This window comes from Stenotrophomonas sp. PD6 (assembly GCF_049199305.1).
Classification (GTDB): Bacteria; Pseudomonadota; Gammaproteobacteria; order Xanthomonadales; family Xanthomonadaceae; genus Stenotrophomonas.
In genome coordinates this window covers 164,080-179,153 of record NZ_JBLZQD010000003.1, presented here as the reverse complement: position 1 = coordinate 179,153, position 15,074 = coordinate 164,080, and the positions used below count along the sequence as shown (strand labels likewise).

11 protein-coding genes are annotated in these 15,074 nt (G+C 69.1%); 6 read left to right on the top strand and 5 right to left on the bottom strand.

What is annotated here, in order from left to right:
- The gene (locus ACOZHM_RS06580; RefSeq protein WP_421568313.1) at window positions 1-441 is read right to left on the bottom strand and encodes a hypothetical protein; all 441 of its coding nucleotides are present in this window, start codon (window positions 439-441) and stop codon (window positions 1-3) included.
- A 181-nt stretch (window positions 442-622) separates the two neighbouring features.
- On the opposite strand from ACOZHM_RS06580, the gene ACOZHM_RS06575 reads away from it, so the two are divergent.
- From ACOZHM_RS06575 to ACOZHM_RS06565, 3 genes are read left to right on the top strand one after another with little or no spacing between them, the layout of a single operon-like run.
- Complete coding sequence (locus tag ACOZHM_RS06575; protein WP_421568311.1) at window positions 623-3,103, top strand: DEAD/DEAH box helicase; 2,481 nt, start codon at window positions 623-625, stop codon at window positions 3,101-3,103.
- Window positions 3,100-4,230: a ribonuclease H-like domain-containing protein gene (locus ACOZHM_RS06570; protein WP_421568310.1), complete on the top strand. Its 1,131-nt coding sequence runs from the start codon at window positions 3,100-3,102 to the stop codon at window positions 4,228-4,230. The genes ACOZHM_RS06575 and ACOZHM_RS06570 overlap by 4 nt, the downstream gene beginning before the upstream one ends.
- Before the next feature lie 60 nt (window positions 4,231-4,290).
- Window positions 4,291-4,620, top strand: a complete 330-nt coding sequence (locus tag ACOZHM_RS06565) for an I78 family peptidase inhibitor (protein ID WP_421568308.1) — start codon at window positions 4,291-4,293, stop codon at window positions 4,618-4,620.
- A 98-nt stretch (window positions 4,621-4,718) separates the two neighbouring features.
- Here ACOZHM_RS06565 and ACOZHM_RS06560 read toward each other — a convergent pair whose 3' ends face one another.
- The 3 genes from ACOZHM_RS06560 to ACOZHM_RS06550 form a co-directional block, all read right to left on the bottom strand.
- Window positions 4,719-6,548 carry a M56 family metallopeptidase gene (locus tag ACOZHM_RS06560; RefSeq protein ID WP_421568307.1) on the bottom strand — a complete coding sequence of 610 codons (1,830 nt, stop codon included), beginning with the start codon at window positions 6,546-6,548 and terminating at the stop codon, window positions 4,719-4,721.
- Between the two features lie 15 nt (window positions 6,549-6,563).
- Window positions 6,564-6,950, bottom strand: a complete 387-nt coding sequence (locus ACOZHM_RS06555) for a BlaI/MecI/CopY family transcriptional regulator (protein ID WP_421568306.1) — start codon at window positions 6,948-6,950, stop codon at window positions 6,564-6,566.
- Window positions 6,951-7,184: 234 nt separating this feature from the next.
- Entirely contained in the window at window positions 7,185-8,294 is a 1,110-nt protein-coding gene (locus ACOZHM_RS06550; protein WP_421568618.1) for an SDR family oxidoreductase, read from the bottom strand.
- A gap of 175 nt (window positions 8,295-8,469) precedes the next feature.
- Here ACOZHM_RS06550 and ACOZHM_RS06545 point away from each other — a divergent pair, with 175 nt between their 5' ends.
- Entirely contained in the window at window positions 8,470-8,811 is a 342-nt protein-coding gene (locus tag ACOZHM_RS06545; RefSeq protein ID WP_421568304.1) for a hypothetical protein, read from the top strand.
- A gap of 21 nt (window positions 8,812-8,832) precedes the next feature.
- Here the strand turns inward: ACOZHM_RS06545 and ACOZHM_RS06540 are convergent, their stop codons facing one another.
- Window positions 8,833-10,002: a DNA topoisomerase IB gene (locus ACOZHM_RS06540; protein WP_421568302.1), complete on the bottom strand. Its 1,170-nt coding sequence runs from the start codon at window positions 10,000-10,002 to the stop codon at window positions 8,833-8,835.
- A gap of 77 nt (window positions 10,003-10,079) precedes the next feature.
- Between ACOZHM_RS06540 and ACOZHM_RS06535 the strand changes: the two genes are divergently transcribed.
- Both ACOZHM_RS06535 and gltB read left to right on the top strand, forming a co-directional pair.
- Window positions 10,080-10,442, top strand: coding sequence for an I78 family peptidase inhibitor (locus ACOZHM_RS06535; RefSeq protein WP_421568617.1), 363 nt, complete (start codon window positions 10,080-10,082; stop codon window positions 10,440-10,442).
- Window positions 10,443-10,607: 165 nt separating this feature from the next.
- Window positions 10,608-15,062 (top strand): glutamate synthase large subunit, encoded by a 4,455-nt coding sequence (gene gltB / locus ACOZHM_RS06530; protein ID WP_421568301.1) that lies wholly within the window; start codon window positions 10,608-10,610, stop codon window positions 15,060-15,062.
- Window positions 15,063-15,074: the final 12 nt, after the last annotated feature.

Sequence of the window (15,074 nt, the reverse complement as noted above, 5' to 3'; positions counted from 1 at the left end):
TCAGTCCCCCGCCGGCGCTGCGCACCCCTGCTCCGGATCACAGAACTGCAGCGCGCGGCGCTGCTGAGCCGCATCCAGTCCGGGCGGCGGGCGCGCGATGGCCGACTGGATGGGGTCCGGTGCGCGGGTCAGCGTGTGCAGGCCCTGCGCGGTCTTGGCGATGGCGTAGTTGATGCCCATCATCACGTAGCCGCCGCGCATGCCCACCTCCTGCAGCGAGGGTGGCTCGCGCCAGCTGCGGTTGAAGGCATTCGGTTCGGGCTGCACCGGGGACTTGAAGCGATACAGGTCCACCGGTACCTCGTCCTCTGGCTTGAGTGCACGCACCTCGCCCAGGGTGGTGACGTTGGAATTCGCGCTATCGGCGGATTCGGTCTGCTCCTGCTGGGCGTGCAGTGCCGTAGCCGCCAGCAGCCCGGTGAGCAATGTCGTTGTTGCCATCCTTGCGCGTAGTGCCACGTGTCGTCCTGTCGCCAGCGTCCTGCGCGCAGGATACGGAGGCGACCTTCAGATTTCGTTGGCCGGTCGCCGGCACTGAATCATTCACCCGCTCAGCCACCGGTGTCTCAATCACTGAGACGCGTTTGTGCTTCCATGGCGTCCTTTGCAGACCGTTGTTCCCATGGCCTACGAACTCGCCAAGCGCACTGAAGATGCCGAGCGCCGCCTGTCCACCACCGACGGGCTGCCCTCGCGCAACGGCGCGCTGCTCACCGCGCGGCTGCAGCAGCGTTACGCCGACCGCATCACCGGCAGCTTCACCATGCCGGGCCGCGAAGGCCGCTACGCGCCGATCCCCGCCGACGTGCCGGCCGCGCTGACCGCCGCCCTGAAGGCACGCGGCATCGAGCAGCTCTACAGCCACCAGGCCGAGGCGTGGGATGCCAGCCAGCGCGGCGAACACGTGGCCATCGTCACCCCCACCGCCAGCGGCAAGTCGCTGTGCTACACCCTGCCGGTGGTCAGCGCGGCCATGCAAGGCAAGGCCAAGGCGCTGTACCTGTTCCCCACCAAGGCGCTGGCCCAGGACCAGGTGGCCGAGCTGCTGGAGCTCAACCGCGCCGGCGACCTGGGGGTCAAGGCGTTCACCTTCGATGGCGACACCCCCGGCGATGCCCGCCAGGCGATCCGCCTGCACGGCGACATCGTGGTCTCCAACCCGGACATGCTGCACCAGGCGATCCTGCCGCATCACACCAAATGGGCGCAGTTCTTCGAGAACCTGCGCTATGTCGTTATCGACGAGGTGCACACCTATCGCGGCGTGTTCGGCAGCCATGTCACCAACGTGCTGCGCCGGCTCAAGCGCATCTGCGCCTTCTACGGCGTGGAGCCGCAGTTCATCCTGTGCTCGGCCACCATCGGCAATCCGCAGGCGCATGCCGAGGCGCTGATCGAGGCGCCGGTCACCGCCATCACCGAATCCGGCGCGCCCACCGGGCCCAAGCACGTGCTGCTGTGGAACCCGCCGGTGGTCAACGCCGACCTGGGCCTGCGTGCCTCGGCCCGCTCGCAGAGCAACCGCATCGCGCGCATCGCGATCAAGTCCGGGCTGAAGACCCTGATCTTCGCCCAGAGCCGGCTGATGGTCGAAGTGCTCACCAAGTACCTCAAGGACATCTTCGACCACGACCCGCGCAAGCCGGCGCGCATCCGCGCCTATCGCGGCGGCTACCTGCCCACCGAACGCCGCGAGACCGAACGCGCCATGCGCGCCGGCACCATCGACGGCATCGTCAGCACCTCGGCGCTGGAACTGGGCGTGGATATCGGCAGCCTGGACGTGGTGGTGCTCAACGGCTACCCGGGCAGCGTGGCCGCCACCTGGCAGCGCTTCGGCCGCGCCGGCCGGCGCCAGCAACCGGCACTGGGCGTGCTGGTGGCCAGCTCGCAGCCGCTGGACCAGTACGTGGTGCGCCACCCGGACTTCTTCGCCGACGCCTCGCCGGAGCATGCGCGCATTGCGCCGGACCAGCCGTTGATCCTGTTCGACCACATCCGCTGCGCGGCCTTCGAGCTGCCGTTCCTGGCCGGCGACCCGTTCGGCCCGATCGACCCGCTGGTGTTCCTGGAAGCGTTGGCCGAAACCGAGGTGATCCACCGCGAGGGCGACCGCTGGGAATGGATCGCCGACAGCTACCCGGCCAATGCGGTCAGCCTGCGCTCGGTGGCCGACGGCAACTTCGTGGTGGTCGACCGCAGCGACGGCAAGCAGCAGATCATCGCCGAGGTGGATTATTCCGCCGCCGCGCTGACGCTGTATGAAGGTGCCATCCACATGGTGCAGTCCACGCCCTACCAGGTGGAGCGGCTGGACTGGGAAGGCCGCAAGGCCTACGTCACCCGCACCCATGTGGACTACTACACCGACAGCATCGACTTCACCAAGCTCAAGGTGCTGGACCGCTTCGACGGCTGCATGGCTGGCCAGGGCGATTCGCACCATGGCGAAGTGCACGTGGTCCGGCGGGTGGCCGGCTACAAGAAGATCCGCTACTACACCCACGAAAACATCGGCTACGGGCCGGTCAACCTGCCCGACCAGGAGCTGCACACCACGGCGGTGTGGTGGCAGCTGCCGCAGGCGCTGCTGCTGACCGCGTTCGACTCCAAACAGGAGGCGCTGGACGGCTTCCTGGGCGCGGCCTACGCACTGCACATCGTCGCCACCGTGGCGGTGATGGCCGATGCACGCGACCTGCAGAAGGCGGTGGGCAATGGCGACGGCGCCTGGTTCGCGGTGGCCGACCAGAGCGGTCGCGGCCAGCTGCGCGGCGCCGAATTCGACGCCAGCGCGATCGAGCTGCAGCAGCAGTTCGTGCCCACGGTATATCTGTACGACAACTTCCCCGGTGGCGTGGGCCTGAGCGAACCGCTGTGGCTGCGTCAGGACGAACTGCTGCAGCGCGCGCAGGAACTGGTGCAGCGCTGCGACTGCAAGTCCGGGTGCCCGGCCTGCGTGGGGCCGGTGCTGGCAGGCCAGGAAGACGATGCCACCACGCCCAAGGCGCTGGCGTTGAAGGTATTGGCGCTGCTCGATGCGCAGGTACTGCCCGATCCGGCGGCGCACGCGCATCACCACAGTGAGGTCGTGCCGTTTTGAGCCTGAGCCTGGACAAGCTTCGCCTGCTGCGGCGGCAGGCCGGCGATGCCACGCCGGCGCCGGCCCGTGCCCCGGCAACACAGACTGCGGCCGGTGCAGGGGCCGACAACGTCGGTGCGGCAGATGCAGATCTTCACACCGGGCAGCCCGGCGCCGCCCTGCCCACCGCCGCCAACGACGCGCGGGCACGCGCTCCAGCACCGGCTTCGGTGTTCGCCTGGGTAGAGCAGGAGATTCGCCACAAGCCGACCGGTGCGGCGGCGGCTGGTTCGGCACTGCCCGCGCCGGCGCCTGCCCTGCGCAGGCCCGACGTCGGTGGCCTGCATCGCCTGTTGGGCCTGCGCGACCGTGGCGCGGGACAGGCCGCACGCCCGCGCGCGAATGCGCAGGACCGCCACGTGCCCGGCGAGGAAATCGCGCCGGGCCTGTTCCTGATCGAGTCGTTCCTGCCGCAGGCCATTCCCACCGAGCCGTTGTCGCTGGCCTTCGCCAAGCGCGACGGTGAGGCCGTGCAGCCGCAGGACCTGCTGTTCTTCGACACCGAAACCACCGGCCTGGCCGGCGGCACCGGTACCCGCGCCTTCATGATCGGCGCGGCCGACTGGCACCGTGATGCGGCACGTGGCGACGGCCTGCGCATCCGCCAGTTGTTGATGACCACCATGGCCGCCGAGACCGCGATGCTCGGTGAGTTCGCGCGCTGGCTGCGTCCCACGACGGTGTTCTCCAGCTACAACGGCCGCTGCTACGACGCGCCACTGCTCAAGACCCGCTACCGGCTGGCACGGCAGCGCTGCCCGATCACCCCGTTGGACCATGTCGACCTGCTGTTCCCCACCCGCCGCCGCTACCGGGGCACGTGGGAGAATTGCCGCCTGGGCACCATCGAGCGCCAGTTGCTGCAGATCGTGCGTGACGACGACCTGCCCGGCTCGGAAGCCCCGGCGGCGTGGCTGAACTACCTGCGCGGTGGCAGCGCGGTGAACCTGCGCCGCGTGGCCGACCACAACCACCAGGACGTGGTCACGCTGTCGCTGCTGATGCAGCGGCTGGTGGCCGAGGAACGGCGCGAACGCGAGACGCTGGCGCTGGCGGACGGTCCTGTTCCGGCTCGTACGGGGCGTTGACACCCCGTGCAGCCGGTGGGGTGCAAGCTGGCCGCACTTACCCGCTCACGGAGACTGGCCATGCGTTTGCCCCTGTTGTTACTGCTGGGTTGTGCCCTGCCGCTGACCGCCTGCAGCACCCCGCCCAAGAGCAGCACCGACCCGGCCGTGGTGGACCCGGTTCCGCATGTCGCTGATGGAGGCACCATGAAGTGCAATCCCGACGTTCTTGACGCATTCACGGGGAAGGTCGCCACCGAGGCACTGGTCAAGCAGGCGGTTGCCAAGAGCGGCGCGAAGAACGCCCGCGTGGTGAAGCCGGGCATGGCCGTCACCATGGACTTCCGCGAAGACCGGTTGACGATCAACGTGGATGCGCAGAACCGGATCGAGCGCATCGGCTGCAATTGATCCCTGGTTGACGTAGAGCCACCCCATGGGTGGCTGGCGCGGTGCCAGGGCATTCCGCGCAGCCACCCATGGGGTGGCTCTACGTTCGGGCCCCTGTACTACCGCAACCGCTGCGCGCTGCCGTCGGCCAGTGCCTTGTCGATCGCGGTGCGCACATCGCGCGCCATCTGCGCCGTCGCCACGCTCTGCTGCCGCGCCAGACCGGACTGCTCGCGGGCGAGCTCGGCCTGCTGGCGGGAAAGTTCGGCGATGGCGCGGTGGTGCACCGCTGCCGCCGCATCTGCCTTGGCGCGCAACGCCGCACGCTCTGCCAGCGCCGCATCTCCCTGTACTTTGCTGGCGGCCTTGTTGGCCATTTCCGCCGCATCCATCGAGTCCATCGCATCGCGGCTGGCGCGCAGGGACAGCGCGGCGATGCGCTCGCCCAGCTCACCCTGGCGCTCACCCAGTGCGCCCATGCGGTCACCCAGCGCACCCTGCTGCCGGCCCAGCGTCGCCACCTGCTGCTGCGCGCTGGCCAATGACTTCAGCAGCGCCGGATCGCGCACGAGGTAGCGCTCGTTGCCACGCCGTACCCACAGCACCGGATCGCTGCCCTTCGCGTCGCGCGTTGCCTGCTTGAGGTCGCCCATCGAGGCATCGACGAAGTTGTCGCCACCGCCCATCAGCACGAACGCCTGGCGCGGCTGGTGCGAGAGGTCCAGGCGGCCGTGGGTGATCATGGTGGTGCTCACGTCATCCGGATGCGGCGGTGGTGCGGGCGCGGCCGGGGCGGCCGGCGGACGCGGTGCCGCGACCGGGCGCGGTGCGGGTGCCGGCAGGGGCACTGCCGGAGCGGCCGGAGCCGATACGGTCGGCGGTGCTGCCGGTGCTACCGGTGCTGCCGGAACGGGAGGGGCCGCGAGCACCGGTGGTGCCGGTGGCGGTGGCGGCACGGCCGCCACCAGGCGCAGCGGTGCCACGCCGACCACGACGAACAGGGCGGTGATCGCCAACGAGAGGGCACGCGGGAAGCTGCCGGTCTGCTGCAGGGTCAGCAGGCGCCGCTTGAGGCTGCGGAAGTTGGGCGACGCACTGGCCACACCCACGGCCGGGCGCGGCGCAACGCCGAGCTGCACCAGCAGCCGACCGTAGTCATGGCGGCAATGGCCATGACCGGCCACCACCGCGCTGTCGCAGGCCTCTTCGCGGGCCAGGGCGTATTCGCGCGCGGCCAGGTGCAGCAGCGGGTGGAAGAACATCAGGTGCTGCGCCAGCGCCGGAAGCAGGCCGAACCACAGGTCGCGCCGCTGCAGGTGGACCAGCTCGTGGGTCAGCGCCATGTCCAGGTCATCGGCGGCCATCGCCGGCAGTTCGCGGGCGGGCAGCAGCAGCACAGGATTCCACGGTCCGATCAGCTGCGGCGAACGGATCTGCGCGGAGATCTTCAATTCCGGTGCGCGTGCCAGGCCGTGCGCTTCGGCGGCCAACTGCAGCGCCTGCTGCAGGCCGGCGTCGGTGCAGGCTGCTGCGCTTCGCACCAGCGCGCGGCTCTGGCGATACGCGCGCAGACTGTGCAGCAGCATCACCAGCACGCCGGCGGCCCACAACGCGAACAGCACCGTCTGCCAGGACAGCGTGGGCAGCAGTGACGCGCTGGCGGCAGACGGCGCCACCTCCACCATGGCCCCGGTCAGTTGCATCTGCACCGGCACCATTGGCTGTGCCGCCAGCGTTGCGGCATCGATGCCCGGCGCCGGCAGCACGGCCAGTTCCAACGGGCTGCTCCACACCAGCCCCACCACCGCCTGCACCGCCACCAGCCACCACAACCGGCAACGCGTGGCCGCGGGCAGGCGCGGCAGCAGCCGGCATACGCCCCACACCAGTGCCAGCAGCAGCGCGCTCTGCACACTGGTCCAGGCCAGGCGGGTCAGCAGTTCCATCATCAGCGTCTCCATGGCTCAGCCCTCCCGCTTGCGTGATTGCAGCTGCGCGACCAGCGCTTCCAGTTCGGCCAGTTCGCTGTCGCTGACGTCGGCCTTGTGCGACATGAAGGCAACGAACGGCGACACCGAGCCCTGCAGCGTCTTCTCCACGAAGCTCGCCACCGCGCCCTGCACCACGCTCTCCTGCTCGCCGGTGGCCGAATAGCGGTACACGCCCTCGACCTGTTGGCGCTGCAGGTAGGCCTTGCCGCGCAGCCGCTCCATCATGGTCAGCACCGTGGAACGGGCCAGGCCGCGCTCCTCGCCGAAGCCGGCCGCCACTTCGCCCACACTGGCGCCGTCCTGTTCCGCTATGTACTGCAGCAGGGCCAGTTCCTGGTCCCCGATGGTCTTGCCGCGCATGACACTCTCCGATGACTACACGTGTCGCCACCATGCCCGTGACTACAGATGTCGTCAAGTGCCGGACGGCGTGTGCCGACGAACGGTCGTGACCGACCGTGATGCATCCGGAGAGGAAAGCCCCCTGAGTCAGGGGGCGGCCGCGAAGCGGCGGGGGTGTGGGTACTGGTAAGTGGGGCCCACGGATTGCGTAGCGAACTGTGGGGCGTCAGCGCGCATGCGTTGACGTATCCCCTACCCGCGCGGGCCGCCCATGACGGGCAGGATCACGCCGCTGATGTAGCTGGCGGTGATCGGCGAGGCCAGGAACACATACGCCGGCGACAGTTCTTCGGGCTGCGCCGGGCGCCCCATGTCGCTGTCCTTGCCGAACTCGGCCACATCCGGGGCCTGTTTGTCGGCGGGGTTGAGCGGGGTCCACACCGGCCCCGGCGCGACCGCATTGACGCGGATTCCGCGCGGCAGCAGCTGGCTGGCCAGCGCTTTGGTGAAGGCGTGGATGGCGCCCTTGGTGGCCGAATAGTCGATCAGCGCCTTGCTGCCGAACAGGCCGGTTTCCGAACCGGTGTTGATGATGCAGTCGCCTTCCTGCAGGTGCGGCAGCACCGCGCGCGCCATCTGGATGTAGCCGCCGATGTTGGTCTGCAGCGTCTCCTGCAGGTGCCCGTCTTCCAGGTCTTCGAGGCGCTCGCAGTGCAGCTGGAAGGCGGCGTTGTTGACCAGGATGTCGATGCCGCCGAACGCCTTGGCCACCTGCCTGACCGCCTTGTTGCAGAACGTCGGGTCGCGCACGTCGCCGGCGATCACCACGCAGCGCGCGCCTTCGGCTTCCACGTGCTGGCGGGTGAGCTCGGCATCCTTGGCTTCGTCCAGATGCAGCACCGCCACGTCGGCGCCTTCGCGCGCAAACAGCACGGCGACCGCGCGCCCAATGCCGGAGTCGGCGCCGGTGATGATGGCGCGCTTGCCCTGCAGTTTGCCGCTGCCCTTGTAGTCAGGCGCCAGGAAGCGTGGCGCGAGCTGCAGTTCGTGTTCATTGCCCGGCCTGGCGATGTGCTGGGCGGGCATGGTTTCGGGCTGCTTGCGGCTGCCGGCCTGGGTCGCCTTCTTCGTCGCCTTTTTGGCGGTTTTCTTCTTTGCGGCGGCACGCGCGTCCTTGGCCTTTTCCTGGTCCTGCAGGCGGCGCTGGCGGGCGGCCACGCGCGCGGCCCGCGGATCGGTGGCGGCGGCCTTGCGAGTGGCGGTCTTGACGACCGGGGCGCGCACACGCGCGGCCTTCGGTTCGGCGGCGGGCGCGGTGGGCGTGGCGGTGGTGCGTTTACGGGTCTTCTTGGCCGTGGCCATGGTCAACTCCTTCGTTGCGATTGCCTCGATGCGGGTGGAGGGCGAGGCAAGGGCAGTGTGTCGGCGGCGGCGGTCGCGTACGGTGAATGCCATGTGGTCATGCCGTGCAGGGCTTCATCCGCCGCATACGCCTGCGGCGGCATCGTGGGCTCCAGAATCCCGTTGGAGTGGCCCCATGTTTCGTCCCCTGCTCACCCTTGCCGCATTGACCGCCCTGACCGCCTGCAGCAGCACGCCGATGGCCCAGGTGGAACCCATCGACGGCGTCATTTCCGGCCAGTGCCACGTGGACAAGGTGCGCGGCGCGGTCGGCCTGGCAGCGTCTGCGGCCACGGTGGAACGCGCCCGCGTGGACAGCGACAGCCTGCAGGTGGTGGTGCTGCGCGGCCAGCGCACCCAGAGCGGCGCCACCGCCAGTGGCGCGGCCAACCCTAGCCCCGGCGCGGAAAGCGGTGGCGAGCGACTCACCATCGAGAAGGGCCGTACCAACAACATCACCGCCATCTATTGCGGTTGATCGCCGCCGGGCGGCCGCGCCTCAGCGCGCGGCCTTGCCCTTCACCGCGCGCCGCGCCGAGCGCAGGAATTTCAGCGTGGCCTGCTCCCACTGGCGCTCACCACGCAGTCCGGCCAGTTTGGCCAGCGAGCCATCGCGCCAGCCGTCGAACACACTGGGGTCGATGTAGGCCTTGCGGCACACCGCCGGCGTGTTGCCCAGCAGCGTGGCCACCTCGCACACCACCTCCTTCTGCAGCGCGGCCAGCGCCCGTTCGCTCGGCGCCTCGGGCAAGGCGGTGGCGGCGAACTGGCGCAGCGCGGCCACGGTGCCGCCCCAGGTGCGGAAATCCTTGGCGCTGAAATCGGCACCCATCGCATCGCGCAGGTAGGCGTTGACCTGGCCCGAATCCACCGGCTGCAGGGTGCCGTCGTCGTCGCGGTACTGGAACAGGGCCTGCCCCGGCAACTGCTGGCAGCCCTTGATCAGGCCTACCAGGCGCTTGTCGTCGATATCCACTTCCTGCTGCTGGCCGGACTTGCCGCGGAAGCGCATCCGCGCGCGCCCGCCCTTCACCAGTTCCAGGTGGCGGTTGCGCAGCGTGGTCAGCCCGTAGGAGCGGTTGTCGCGGGCGTACTCCGGGTTGCCTACCCGCACCAGCGTTTCGGCCAGCAGCGCCACCACGATTGCCAGCACCTTGTCCTGCGGGAACCCGGGCAGCTTCAGGTCGCGGCGCCGCCGCCGGCGCAGCGCCGGCAGCGCCTGGCCAAAGGCGATCACCCGGTCGAACTTGCCGTCGCCGCGCACGCGCGCCCATTCCGGGTGGTAGCGGTACTGCTTGCGCCGGCGCGCATCGCGCCCGGTGGCCTGCAGGTGGCCGTTGGGCAACGCGCAGATCCAGACCTCGGTATAGGCCGGTGGGATCGCCAGCGCGCGGATCCTGGCCAGGGTGGCCGCATCGCGGACCGCGTGGCCATCGGCATCGCGGTAGCTGAAACCCTTGCCGGCGCGGCGCCGTGCCAGGCCCGGCTGTTCATCGCTGACATAACGCAGGCCGGCATCGCGGGCGGCGGTGGCTTCGGGGGTGGCAAGGCGTGCAGGCATGGCGGCGGGCAAGGGAACGGGGCTGCAGTGTGCTGGGCCGCGCTGCGGCGCCGCGTCAATAACGCAACACAAACACCTCACACCCCGCTTGGCGATATCCTCCTTCATTTCCTGCCTGGAACTCTGGAGTCCCGATGTCGTCCTTGTCGTCCCGCCGCGTGCGGCGTTCGTTTGGCCCCTCGATCATGGCCGTCGCCCTGGTCCCCACCCTGCTGTTGCTGGGCGCCTGCAAGGCCCCGCCGATGGACGAGCAGGAAGCCGTGGGCACCCACGCGCAGAAGGCTGCTGAAGAAGCCGCCGCCCCGACCGACACCGCCGGCAAGGCCACCGAGGCACCGCCCGTCGGCAACTGCGACGCCACCCAGGTGCAGAGCCTGATCGGCCAGGCCTACAGCGACGATATCGGCGCCCAGGCCCAGCAGGATGCCGGCGCGCGCGACCTGCGCGTGCTCAAGCCCGATGACGTGACCACCATGGAATTCGTCGGCGAGCGGCTGAATATCGAGCTGGACGAAAAGAGCGTGATCACCGGCCTGCGCTGCGGCTGAATTGGGCGCGCGCGGAGCGGGTTTTTGAGGGGTTTGGTTGCGCCTGCAACCGTGTATTGCGGCGTTGCAACAACTATGCTCTAGTCGAAGCATCCGGTGCCTCCAGATGCGCTCAACGGATTGAGCGGGGACGAGTGTCGCCGCTCACCCGACTTTGAGGCAGAGATGGCCCCCCGCAACCGCCAAGGGCTTTACGACCCGCAAGACGAACGCGACGCCTGTGGTTTCGGCATGGTCGCGCAACTCGACGACCAGCCGTCACGGCTGCTGGTCGATACCGCCATTGCCGCGCTGTCGCGCATGACCCACCGCGGCGGCGTCGCCGCCGACGGTGTCACCGGTGACGGCTGCGGCCTGTTGCTGCGCCGCCCGGAAGCCTTCCTGCAGGCGCTGGCCGCCGAAGCCGGCATCACCCTCGGCCGGCTGCATGCGGCCGGTGTGGTGTTCCTGCCGCACGACGCGGCCGCCGCGCAGGCGTGTCGCGACATTTTGGAGCAGCAGTTGCGCAACGCCGGCTGCCAGCCGCTGGGCTGGCGCGTGGTGCCGACCGACCCCAGCGTGTGCGGCCAGCTGGCCCGTGACACGCTGCCGCACATCGAACAGGTGTTCGTCGATGCTGGCGATGGCCAGGACGAAGCCGCCTTCACCCTGGCGCTGTTCCTGGCGCGCCGCCGCAGCGAACAGCAGCTGCGCGAGCATGCCGACTACTACGTCACCACGCTCAGCCCGAATGCGATCAGCTACAAGGGCATGGTGCTGCCGGACAAGCTGAGCCGGTTCTACCCGGACCTGCAGCGCAACGACCTGGCCTCCAGCGCCATCGTGTTCCACCAGCGGTTCTCTACCAACACGCTGCCGCGTTGGCCGCTGGCGCATCCGTTCCGGATGCTCGCCCACAACGGCGAGATCAACACCATCGAGGGCAACCGCCGCTGGGCGCAGGCGCGCAGCAAGGTGTGGAAGACCCCGCGCTTCGACATCGGCGAGTTCGACCCGGTGATCTCCATGCACGGCTCCGATTCGCAGAGCCTGGACAACATGCTGGAGCTGATGGTCAGCGCCGGCATGGACCTGATCCAGGCGCTGCGCATCCTGGTGCCGCCGGCCACCCAGTCGCTGGAATTCAAGGACGCCGACCTGGCCGCGTTCTACGAGTTCTACGGCCTCAACAGCGAGCCGTGGGATGGCCCGGCCGGTATCGTCGCCTGCGACGGCCGCTATGCCGCCTGCACGCTGGACCGCAACGGCCTGCGCCCGGCGCGCTGGATGCTCACCTCCGACCGCCACTTCCTGGTCGCCTCCGAGGCCGGCGTGTGGGAAGTGCCGGCCGAGCGCGTGGTGCGCAAGGGCAAGCTGGGGCCGGGCGAGATGATGGCCATCGACCTCAAGCGCGGCGACCTGCTCGATTCGGATGCCATCGACCGCATCAACCGCGGCCGCGCGCCGTACAAGCAATGGCTGCAGCAGGGCGTGACCTACCTGCAGACCGAGCTGATCGATCCCTCGCTGGTTGAAGAACCCTTCGACGAGCGCACCCTGCGCAGCTACCACAAGCTGTTCCAGCTCAGCACCGAGGAAGTGGAGCAGATCCTGCGCCCGCTGGCCGAGACCGAGCAGGAAGCCACCGGCTCGATGGGTGACGACACCCCGATGGCGGTGCTCAGCCAGCAGAGCCGGCCGCTCTACGACTATTTCCGCCAGGCGTTCGCGCAGGTCACCAACCCGCCGATCGATCCGCTGCGGGAAGACTGCGTGATGTCGCTGTCCACCCAGCTCGGCAAGGAAACCAACATCTTCCATGCCGGTGCGGAGACGGTGAACCACGTCATCCTCAATTCGCCGGTGCTCAGCCAGCGCAAGCTGCGCCAGCTGATCAAGATGGAGCAGTACGTCGACCGCAACCGCCTCATCGACCTCTCCTACAGCCTGGACGAGGGCCTGAAGGCCGGCATCGAGCGCATCTGCGCCGAGGCCGAGGCCGCCGCGCGCGAAGGCATCGTCATGCTGCTGCTCAGCGACCGTTACCCGGTTGCCGACCGGCCGATGGTGCATGCGCTGCTGGCCACCAGCGCCGTACACCACCACCTGTCCAATGCCGGGCTGCGCTGCGACGTCAACCTGATCCTGGAAACCGGCACCGCCCGCGACCCGCACCACATGGCCTGCCTGCTCGGCTTCGGCGCCACGGCGGTGTACCCGTACCTGGCCTACCAGACCCTGTTCGACCTGGGCCGGCGCGGCATCCTGCAGCTGAAGAAGGGTGGCGAGCAGTCGCAGATCGGCCGCAGCTACCGCAAGGGCATCTACAAGGGCCTGTCCAAGATCATCTCCAAGATGGGCATCTGCACCGTGGCCAGCTACCGCGGCGCGCAGCTGTTCGAGATCGTCGGCCTGGACGATGAGGTGGTCGACCTGTGCTTCCCGGAAACGCCTTCGCGCGTGGCCGGCGTGGGCTTCGCGCGGCTGGACGACGAGGCGCGCGAACTCACCGTGCGCGCCTGGAACGACCTGCTGCGCCCGGACGTCGGCGGCGTGCTCAAGTACGTGCACGGCGGCGAATACCACATGTACAACCCCGACGTGGTCATGACCCTGCAGCGCGCCGCGCGCAGTGGTGAGGCCGCCGACTGGCAGCGCTACTGCGAGGCCGTGCATGGCCGGCCGGTGTCGGCGCTGCGCGACCTGCTGCAGCTCAAGGCGGCCGCGATCCCGACCCCGCTGGAAGACGTGGCCCCGGCCGAAGACCTGTTCCGCCGCTTCGATACCGCCGCGATCAGCCTGGGTGCGCTGTCACCCGAAGCGCACGAAGCGCTGGCCATCGCCATGAACAGGCTGGGCGGGCGCAGCAACTCCGGCGAGGGCGGCGAAGACCCGGTGCGCTATGGCACGAACAAGCGCAGCAAGATCAAGCAGGTGGCCTCCGGCCGCTTCGGCGTCACCGCCGAATACCTGGTCAACGCGGAAGTACTGCAGATCAAGGTCGCCCAGGGCGCCAAGCCCGGCGAAGGCGGCCAGCTGCCCGGGCACAAGGTCAACGAGCTGATCGCGCGGCTGCGCTATGCCAAGCCGGGCATCGGCCTGATCTCGCCGCCGCCGCACCACGACATCTATTCCATTGAAGACCTGGCCCAGCTCATCTACGACCTCAAGCAGGTCAACCCGGACGCGCTGGTGTCGGTGAAGCTGGTCTCGCATGCCGGCGTGGGCACCATTGCCGCCGGCGTGGTGAAGGCCGGCGCCGACCTGATCACCGTGTCCGGCCATGACGGCGGCACCGGTGCCAGCCCGGTCAGCTCGATCCGCTACGCGGGCGTGCCGTGGGAACTGGGCGTGGCCGAATCGCACCAGGCCCTGGTGGCCAACGACCTGCGTGGGCGCACCCTGCTGCAGACCGACGGCGGCCTGAAGACCGGCCTGGACGTGATCAAGGCCGCGCTGCTGGGTGCCGACAGCTTCGGCTTCGGCACCGCGCCGATGATCGTGCTGGGCTGCAAGTACCTGCGCATCTGCCACCTCAACAACTGCGCCACCGGCGTGGCCACCCAGGACGAGCGCCTGCGCGCGCAGTACTTCACCGGCCTGCCCGAGCGCGTGGAGAACTTCTTCCGGCTGCTGGCCGAGGAAGTGCGCGGCTGGCTGTCCTACCTGGGCGTGCGTTCGCTGGACGAGATCGTGGGCCGCACCGACCTGCTGCAGCAGCTGGAGGTCGCCCCGCGTCCCGGCGTCAAGGTCGACCTGTCGCGCCTGCTCAACCCGGCCCAGTACGCCGGCAGCCACTGCGCCGCGCAGCGCCTGTACGAATCACCGGACAGCCTGGCCACGCAGATGGACGGCCTGCTGGCCCCGGCCATCGCCGGCAAGCTCGGCGGTGAACACCGCTTCCTGATCCACAACACCGACCGCTCGATCGGCACCCGCCTGTCCGGCGCGATCGCGCGCGTGCACGGCAACCAGGGCATGAGCGATGCCCCGCTCACCCTGCGCTTCCGCGGCACCGCCGGGCAGAGCTTCGGCGCGTTCAACGTGGGCGGCCTGCAGCTGGAGGTCGAAGGCGAAGCCAACGACTACGTCGGCAAGGGCATGGCCGGCGGTCGCCTGGTGGTACGCCCACCGCGTGGCGCGCGCTTCGAGGCACGCAACACTGCGATCATCGGCAACACCTGCCTGTACGGCGCCACCGGCGGCGAGCTGTTCGCCGCGGGCCGCGCCGGCGAGCGCTTCGGCGTGCGCAATTCCGGCGCACTGGCGGTGATCGAGGGCGCCGGCGACCACTGCTGCGAATACATGACCGACGGCATCGTGCTGGTGCTGGGCAAGGTGGGCCTGAACTTCGGCGCCGGCTTCACCGGTGGCCTGGCCTACGTGCTGGATATCGACCGCGACTTCGTGGACCGCTACAACCACGAGCTGATCGACATCCACCGCATTTCCGCCGAGGGCTTCGAGAATCATCGCCAGCACCTGCATACGCTGATCAGCCGACACCGCGAGTTGACCGGCAGTATCTGGGCGCAGCAGATCCTCGACGAATTCCGCGATTACGTGGGCAAGTTCTGGCTGGTCAAACCCAAAGCCGCCAGCATTGAATCGCTGACCGAATCGCTGCGCCGCGCCGCCTGATTTCCTGGATTC